Origin of the sequence: Pseudomonas sp. R62, from assembly GCF_000257605.1 — a bacterium.
GTDB classification, from domain to species: Bacteria; Pseudomonadota; Gammaproteobacteria; order Pseudomonadales; family Pseudomonadaceae; genus Aquipseudomonas; species Aquipseudomonas atacamensis.
On record NZ_JH635998.1, the window covers coordinates 1,944,885 to 1,952,397 of the forward strand.

Annotated in this window: 7 protein-coding genes and 2 pseudogenes; 4 read left to right on the forward strand and 5 right to left on the reverse strand. The window is 60.7% G+C overall.

The window, feature by feature from the left end:
- Window positions 1–375, forward strand: a pseudogene (locus OQK_RS09840) (arylsulfatase); the annotation flags it as partial.
- 178 nt (window positions 376–553) lie between these two features.
- Here the strand turns inward: OQK_RS09840 and OQK_RS09845 are convergent.
- Window positions 554–1,624: a fatty acid desaturase gene (locus tag OQK_RS09845; protein WP_016772235.1), complete on the reverse strand. Its 1,071-nt coding sequence runs from the start codon at window positions 1,622–1,624 to the stop codon at window positions 554–556.
- A 100-nt stretch (window positions 1,625–1,724) separates the two neighbouring features.
- On the opposite strand from OQK_RS09845, the gene OQK_RS09850 reads away from it, so the two are divergent.
- Window positions 1,725–2,729, forward strand: coding sequence for an AraC family transcriptional regulator (locus tag OQK_RS09850; protein ID WP_016772236.1), 1,005 nt, complete (start codon window positions 1,725–1,727; stop codon window positions 2,727–2,729).
- Between the two features lie 3 nt (window positions 2,730–2,732).
- Here OQK_RS09850 and OQK_RS09855 read toward each other — a convergent pair whose 3' ends face one another.
- From OQK_RS09855 to OQK_RS09870, 4 genes are all read right to left on the reverse strand, one after another.
- Window positions 2,733–3,956 carry a type II toxin-antitoxin system HipA family toxin gene (locus OQK_RS09855; protein WP_016772237.1) on the reverse strand — a complete coding sequence of 408 codons (1,224 nt, stop codon included), beginning with the start codon at window positions 3,954–3,956 and terminating at the stop codon, window positions 2,733–2,735.
- On the reverse strand, window positions 3,949–4,197 hold the full coding sequence (locus OQK_RS09860) for a helix-turn-helix domain-containing protein (protein WP_016772238.1): 249 nt from the start codon (window positions 4,195–4,197) through the stop codon (window positions 3,949–3,951). Before OQK_RS09860 ends, OQK_RS09855 begins: the two co-directional genes overlap by 8 nt.
- Before the next feature lie 112 nt (window positions 4,198–4,309).
- Window positions 4,310–5,698, reverse strand: coding sequence for a heavy metal sensor histidine kinase (locus OQK_RS09865; protein ID WP_016772239.1), 1,389 nt, complete (start codon window positions 5,696–5,698; stop codon window positions 4,310–4,312).
- A complete protein-coding gene (locus OQK_RS09870) occupies window positions 5,688–6,368 on the reverse strand; it encodes a heavy metal response regulator transcription factor (protein WP_016772240.1) in 681 nt (226 codons plus the stop codon). The genes OQK_RS09865 and OQK_RS09870 overlap by 11 nt, the downstream gene beginning before the upstream one ends.
- A 136-nt stretch (window positions 6,369–6,504) precedes the next feature.
- Between OQK_RS09870 and OQK_RS09875 the strand changes: the two are divergent.
- Together OQK_RS09875 and uraH are read left to right on the forward strand one after the other, a co-directional pair.
- A pseudogene (locus tag OQK_RS09875) lies at window positions 6,505–6,989 on the forward strand (GlcG/HbpS family heme-binding protein).
- Window positions 6,990–7,000: 11 nt separating this feature from the next.
- Window positions 7,001–7,411 carry a hydroxyisourate hydrolase gene (gene uraH / locus OQK_RS09880; protein WP_016772241.1) on the forward strand — a complete coding sequence of 137 codons (411 nt, stop codon included), beginning with the start codon at window positions 7,001–7,003 and terminating at the stop codon, window positions 7,409–7,411.
- Window positions 7,412–7,513 lie beyond the last annotated feature (102 nt).

Consider the following 7,513-nt stretch of genomic DNA (forward strand, 5'->3'; position numbering starts at 1 on the left):
ACCATTCTCGATCTGGCTGGCGTGCGGCATCCGGGCAAACAGTGGAAAGGCAAAGCCGTGGCGCCACTGCGCGGCAAGTCGTGGCTGGGCTTCCTGTCCGGCGAGACCGCGCAGGTGCATGACGAACACACCGTGACAGGGTGGGAATTGTTCGGGCGCCGGGCGATTCGCCAAGGGTCGTGGAAAGCCGTGTGGATTCCTGGACCGGTCGGGCCGGCGACTTGGCAGCTTTATGATCTGGCGAGCGATCCAGGGGAGATTCATGATCTGGCGTTGAGTCAGCCGCAGAAACTCACTGACCTGATCGGGCATTGGCAGCGGTATGTGGAAGAGACCGGAGTGATCCTCAGTGCTTCGCCGTTTCAGCCGGATTGAACCAAGATCAAAAGCCCCCCTCACCCCAGCCCTCTCCCTGAGGGAGAGGGGGAAAGGGAGCAGATCTTCATGCTTTTCCAACCTGAGGTCGGCTCGAAATTTCAGGTCGATGTATCCAGCATAAACAGCTAGATCAGTCCCCTCTCCCCTGGGAGAGGGTTAGGGTGAGGGGCATCTGTCAGGCCTCCACCGCCTCCCCGGACACCACTTCCTCGTCTCCGCGCACAAACCGGTTCGCCCGGCCAAACGTGCCGAAGTCATTGAAGCGCACACCCATCTCGCGCATCACCTTGTGCGCCACCGGCACGGTCATCTGGCGAACGTAAAACGGCTCCTTGACCACGAAGTGATGAATCCCGTGACTGCTGCCGAAGTTGAAGCAGAACGCTTGCAAAGGCCACAGCCACCAAGGGTTCAGCACCTGGCATTGCTGCAGCACATTGCCCGGTTCGACGTCGCCGTAGTAATGCATGTTCGAGCTGATGAAGTGCAGGCAAAAAGTGCGCAACACATTCGGGCCGATGATCACCACGGCGGCAATATCGATCACTTGCATCACCGAAAGTGTGGTGGCTGACCACTCGATTGGCGAGCCCAGCAAATAGGCGATGCCATTGGCCCCGTGAAAGCCGAGAAACACGTACCACGCGCCCCAATGCAGCAGCGCCAGCGGTGCGTAGACCTTGAGCACGCGTTTGCCGATGCTCAACTTGTGTGCCCAGGTCTTGGCGCGGAGCAGACGGATAAACGCCGACATCAGGTTGTCGCCAACCATCAGCAGACGGGCAAAACCCCACGGCTCGCCGTTGGTGATTGCGCGCTCTTCCATGTCGGCTTCAGTGCCGGAAACCTTGTGATGGTTGAGGTGCAGATGACGACGGATCCACGGATTGATCGTGCTCGGTCGCGCCAGCCAGACCAGGCCCATCATCAGGTTGTGCGGCACGCGCTGCTTGCGGAAGTACATGCTGTGGATCAGGTCGTGTTCCAGCTCATGGGTCAGCGAGGCGAAAAAAGCATTGAACAGCAGGCACACCCACCAGGCCATATGGCCAGTGATGTACAGCGCCGCCGAGCCGATCATCCCGGCCAGCGCGAACGCCAGAATCCCCGCACCGAGGGCATCCTGATGCCGAAGAATCGGGTAGCGCTCACGCAATTGCGCACCTTTGGTCAGCACCACTTGGCGAATATGTGCCGAGCGCTGCGCCGCATTCAGTCGTTCAGGGCTTGCAGAAGTACCGTCCATGCTTCCATCCTCGGGTCTAAGATGAATGCATCGTGCCTTGCCGGGGTTCGATCCGCGCTAGCCAAGAACGCCAACCTGTTGACCGGACGCGCCAATCCGCATGAAGGAACCGACCTCCCTCGCCAGCTGGACCCGCGCCTTGCGCAAACAACTCGACGCGCTCGGGCTGGACAGTCTTGCCTTGTGCCAACAGGCTGGGCTCGACCCAGCGCTGATGGACGACCCCAATGCGCGCTATCCGCTGTCCGGTACCACGCGCCTGTGGGCACTCGCCGTGCAGGCCAGCGGCGACCCGGCGCTGGGCTTGCGCGTGTCGCGTTTCGTCAGCCCGACCACCTTCCACGCGCTCGGTTATGCGCTGGTGGCCAGCGGCAGCTTGCGCGAAGTGTTCGAGCGCATCGTGCGCTATCACCCAGTGGTCAGCGATGCGCTGGAACTGGAGCTGAGCCGCAGCGAAGACCGTTATCAATTCCGCCTGAAAATCCCGCCCGGCAACCCGGCGCCGGCCGTCGAAGCCATCGACGCCTTCGCGGCGATCTACGTGCGCACCTGCCGCAATCGCCTCGGCCGTGACTACGCACCGCTGGCGGTGTACTTGCGCCGCCCCGAACCGAGCGATGCCCAGCAATGGCACAAAGTCTTCCGCGCGCCGGTGCATTTTTGCGCCGCCGAAGACCGCCTGGAATTCGCCCTCAGCGACTTCGACAGCCACCTCGACGACGCCAACCCGGAACTGGCCGAACACAACGAAGCCGTACTCAAACGCACCCTCGCCCAGCTCAAACCGCTGACCTGGGAGCGCAAGGTGCGCGATGCAATTGAAGAACAATTGCCCGAAGGCGAACCCAGCGCCGAACGCATCGCCCAGGCCTTGCACCTGAGCCTGCGCAGCCTGCAGCGGCATCTGGCGGATGAGGGCTGTCGCTTCGACACCCTGCTCAACGAAAGCCGCGAAAATCTCGCGCTGCTGCACCTGCGTGACCCGCAGTGCTCGTTGAGTGAAGTCAGCTATCTGCTGGGATTCGCCGACACCAGCAGCTTCAGCCGCGCGTTCAAGCGCTGGACAGGGATGACGCCGGGGCAGTTTCGGGATCAGTTGCGCTGAGTTTCAACTGTTGCGCAGGCTGCGCGCCAGACCGGCCGACCATTGTTCGATCATTGCAGCGCCCACCTCCGCGAAGGCAGGATGATTTGCGCTGTACTCCGCCATTTCGCCCATCGCTTCCTGCACACCGTGCGCGACCATATGCAGTAACTGGTTACAACGCGCTTCACTCAGATTGCAGGCCGTACGACCAAACCTAGTAAGCATTTTATGCTTGGGCCACGCCTTCGAACCGCCCAACAGCAGTGCCATGCTATCGCTCTTGATGTACACCGACGTGGTGATGATGTCGTACGCCGGAGCCAGCCTGATCAATGAGTGCTCGCCACAATCCTCGTAGAGCACGCCAAAGTTTTTCAGGTGGGCATCGCCGTTTTTCAATGCCGCCGATAAAGCGACAATTTTGAAGAAAGCTTCCAGTGCGTGCTTGAGTAATGAGGGCGAAACAAACGCCTTGATCTGCCGTGCGACTCCTTCGTAAGAGCCGTCGTATTTGGCCTTCGACGGCCAGCCGTTGAGCACGCAAAAGTCTTCGAAGCCGAGGTATCCGGTGTCGCTCAAGTCAAAACGCTCGATGACGAGAAATTTGCCATGCTCGCTGAGTTCGAAATGCGGCACGTCGAGGCCACAAAGTTGCGCAGCGCGCATGCAGAAAAATTCGTTGGTTGCCAGCTCGGGATACTCTTCGGCACGGAAGGCTTTGACCAGATGAGTCGAGCCTCGGTGCGTCAGTCGGTCTATTGCAGCGGCACTGTCACGCACCAATACTTTGGGCTGCACGCCTGAAACCCCGGAATACTGCCCGTAAGTCTGCAAAAGATCTTCGAACAAACCTTGCGCACCATCATGAACCAACAACTCAGCGAGCGAGGTTTCAGGCGGACGATCAATTGTCGATGCGCTCGTGATCGAAAGACGCCCGAGTTGATGCGGGCCGACGATACCTAGCAAAGCGAAGTCATCGAAGCCGCGCACGGCTTTGCTGAACCGCCGCATCAACTCATCGCGCAACGCACCCTCAGGCAGGTTCATCTCGAATATCGGATGGATGCCGCGTTCACAACCATAACTCTCCAGGCGTGTCGGCATGGTCAGCGAAACGGCATTTTCATCAATCGCATCGTCCCGATAGCTGAACACGCTGTCGACACCTGCGTTCCCGCGCCCCAATCTTCCAACCTCATGGCCGCCGACGCAGACTTGCAAGCGGTCCAATACCTCAGTCATGGAAGTTCACCTTGCGCAGCGTGTCGAGTGTCGGACGTCGAGAGGCGCGGGGGATTGCGGCCAATTCGTAGCCGAATCCGTTAAGAATGGCTTCGACTTTGCGCAAACCGATTTCCGAGATTGTGTTGTTTTCAATCCCCGAGATTGTTGCGCGGCTCATGCCGTATTGCTGCGCCAAAGCTTGTTGGGACAGCTTTTCAGCCTTACGCAAGCTTCTGATCAACTCGCCAATTTTCTCCATCACCGCCCCAAATGCATTTTTTACAATGCAAATCCACCAAAAATAATTTAATTGCATTATAAACAATGCAATTAAATGAGCTTAGCGTAGATGGTCAGCCATCGCTAACGTCTTAACACCGCCCCACAAACCCCAGCTCAAAAACAGTGCCGTCGGCGTCACTCCTCACCCGCACCTGCCCACCATGCAACTGCATGATCGACTGCACGATCGCCAAACCCAGCCCACCCGAATCTCCCGGTTCCGCACGTGAAGGATCGACGCGGTAGAAGCGGTCGAACAGTTTGCCCAGATGCTCAGGCGCGATGACCGGGCCGTGGTTGTGCACCTGCAGCCAGCACATACCCGGTTCATCACGGCGTTGCAGGCTGATCAGGGTGCCGGGGTCGGCGTGGCGTACGGCGTTGGCCAGCAGGTTGCCGAGGGCGCGTTGCAGCAGTTGCTGGTCGGCGAGCAATTCGCCGTGCATGCGGTTTTGCAGTTTAAGGTCGCGGTCATCGGCCAGCGCTTCGAAGTAATCGCAGAGCTCGTCGCCGACGTTGCGCAAGTCCAGCGTGTGCAGATTGAGCGCACGTTCGGCCTGTTCGGCGCGGGCGAGGAACATCAGGTTCTCGGCCATGCGCTTGAGCCGTTCGAACTCTTCCATGTTCGAGGCCAGCACTTCCTGGTATTCGGCCGTGCTGCGCGGATGGTTCAGCGCCTGGCCGTTGCTGGCGAGCAAGGTGTGCAGCGGCGTGCGGATTTCGTGGGCGAGGTCGGCGGAGAATTGCGACAGGCGCTGCACGCTGTCGTCCAGCCGCGCCAGCATGGTGTTGAGCGCGTGCACCGGTTCGCGCAGTTCGCTCGGCGTGCCGTCGACCGGCAGGCGTCGATCGAGGCTGCGCAGATCGATACTGCGAACCGCTTCGCTCAACTGATGCAAGGGCTGCAAGCCACGCCGCAGCAACAGCAGGCCCAGAGCAAAAGCGAGCAACGCGCCGAGGCCGACGGACAGATACAGACGCAGGCGATAACTGCCGAGCATCTGCTCGCGCTCGCTGAGCACTTTGCCGGCGATCACCGTGAGGGTTTCACCGTTGGGGCCTTGCGCCTGGCCGGACAGCAAGGCCAGCTCAGCGCCGTCACTGGCCTGCCAGGTGAGCACGTCACGGCGCTGTGGCATTTGCTCTCGCGCTAATGCATTGAGCGCCGGCAATTCACGCTGGCGCGGGTTGATCGCGATCACGCTGGAGCCGTCGGCCCGGCGCACCAGCAGCAGACTGTCGAGATTACCGAGCATGTTCTGATACAACCGTGGCCGCGCCTGCAAAGCGTCGAGGCTGTCGCTGTCGGCGAGCAAGGCGCGCACTTGCTCGAGGCGACCGAGCAGGGCCATGTCGTCACGAAAGGCCAATTCAGAGGCCAGCGAGCGGTAGAGAAACACGCCGATTGCGCTCAGCACCAGCGCGCAGACCATGGCGAAGGCCAGCGCCAATCGCCAGGCGATCGACTTACTCCACATCGTCCGGCGCTTCCAGTTGATAACCGACGCCGCGCACGGTGTGGATAAGTTTCGGCATGTACGGATCGTCAACCTTGGCGCGCAAACGCCGGACGGCGACTTCGACCATGTTGGTGTCGCTGTCGAAATTCAGGTTCCACACTTGCGAGGCGATCAGCGTGCGCGAGAGCACTTCGCCCTGGCGGCTGGCGAGCAGCTGCAACAGGGCGAACTCCTTGTTGGTCAGGGCAATGCGCTGGCCGCCGCGACTGACCCGGCGGCGCAGCACGTCGATTTCCAGGTCGGCGATGCTGTACGACTCGACTTCTCGCATCGGCCCGCGTCGCAGCAACGTGCGCACGCGCGCGAGCAGTTCGGCGAAGGCGAAGGGTTTGAGCAGGTAATCGTCGGCGCCCAGCTCAAGACCACGCACGCGGTCTTCGATAGCGTCCTTGGCGGTGAGAAACAGCACCGGTGTGGCGCCACGCTGGCGGATCAGTTGCAACAATTGCCAGCCGTTGAGACCGGGCAGCATCACGTCGAGGATGATCAAGTCGTATTCCTGCTGCTCGATAAAATAGCGGCCGTCGAGGCCATTGAGCGCAACATCCACGGCGAAACCCGACTCGCCCAGACCCTTGGCGAGGAAGTTGGCGGTTTTGGCTTCATCTTCTACGACCAGCAAACGCATGGCACACCTCGATTGATCAGGCACACAGGCTAGGCGTGTTCGGCGCCGTTGCCCATTACAAACTTGTAATCCGCCTGACGGGGTTCTGACGAAGTGCGCCGGTTAAGGTGCAGACCTTCTCAATCGGAGCCTGCACATGACCGTCAAATACCTTGTCGCCAGCCTGATCCTCGGCCTCAGCGGCGCTGCAAGTGCCACGCCAGAACTGCCGCGCCACGCCGATCTCGACCTGAAAACCGCACGCTGGCTGGCGGACAAGGCGATGAGCAGTTGCACCGGCACGGTGTCGGTGCTCGACCGTGGCGGTAACTTGCTGGTGACGTTGCGTGGTGACGGCGTCGGGCCGCACAACACCGCCGCCAGCCAACGCAAGGCCTACACCGCGCTGTCGACCAAGACGCCGACGCGGCTGTTCGCCGAGCGCGCCCGCAGCAACCCGGAAACCGCCAACCTCAACACCCTCGATGAATTGCTTTTGCTCGGCGGCGGCATTCCGTTGTTCGCCGGCAGCGAACTGGTCGGCGCCATGGGCGTGGCCGGTTCCGGCGGCGGTGAGCAAGCGAAAACTGCGCCCGCGCCGCCGCCGACAAAGCCGGCCTGACCATCACCCGTTCCCACTAAGGAGATCCACCATGACCACCCTGCGCATGACTCTCGCCGCCCTCGGCCTGAGTGCTGTTTCCAGCCTGACGCTGGCCGCCGGCAATCCGCTGAGCGTGCACGTGCTCAACCTGGAAAACGGCCTGCCGTCACCGGGCATCAACGTCACCCTGGAAAAACACGTCGGCGAAAACTGGCAGCCACTGGCCCAAGGCACCACCAACGAGCAAGGGCGGATTGCCGAACTGTTCCCGGCCAAACAGCCTTTTGAAGCAGGCGAATACCGCGTGGTGTTCAAGACCGGCGAGTACTACCAGAAGATCAAGCACGAGACGTTCTTCCCGGAAATTCCGGTGATCTTTCAGGTCAAGCAGACCGATCAGCACTACCACATTCCGCTGCTGCTGAGCCCGTACGGTTTCTCGACCTATCGCGGTTCGTAATCCAAACACAGATCCTTTGGAGGAGTGAGCCTTTGTGGTGAGGGGATTTATCCCCGCTGGAGTGCGCAGCAGTCCATTTTTCAGGGCCGCTGCGCGCCCCAG

Coding starts and splice junctions, on each gene's coding strand:
- OQK_RS09865 (WP_016772239.1), bottom strand. CDS start 5,698: ATGTGGAGTAAGTCGATCGCCTGGCGATTGGCGCTGGCCTTCGCCATG.
- uraH (WP_016772241.1), top strand. CDS start 7,001: ATGACCACCCTGCGCATGACTCTCGCCGCCCTCGGCCTGAGTGCTGTT.
- OQK_RS09855 (WP_016772237.1), bottom strand. CDS start 3,956: ATGACTGAGGTATTGGACCGCTTGCAAGTCTGCGTCGGCGGCCATGAG.
- OQK_RS09845 (WP_016772235.1), bottom strand. CDS start 1,624: ATGGACGGTACTTCTGCAAGCCCTGAACGACTGAATGCGGCGCAGCGC.
- OQK_RS09860 (WP_016772238.1), bottom strand. CDS start 4,197: ATGGAGAAAATTGGCGAGTTGATCAGAAGCTTGCGTAAGGCTGAAAAG.
- OQK_RS09870 (WP_016772240.1), bottom strand. CDS start 6,368: ATGCGTTTGCTGGTCGTAGAAGATGAAGCCAAAACCGCCAACTTCCTC.
- OQK_RS09850 (WP_016772236.1), top strand. CDS start 1,725: ATGAAGGAACCGACCTCCCTCGCCAGCTGGACCCGCGCCTTGCGCAAA.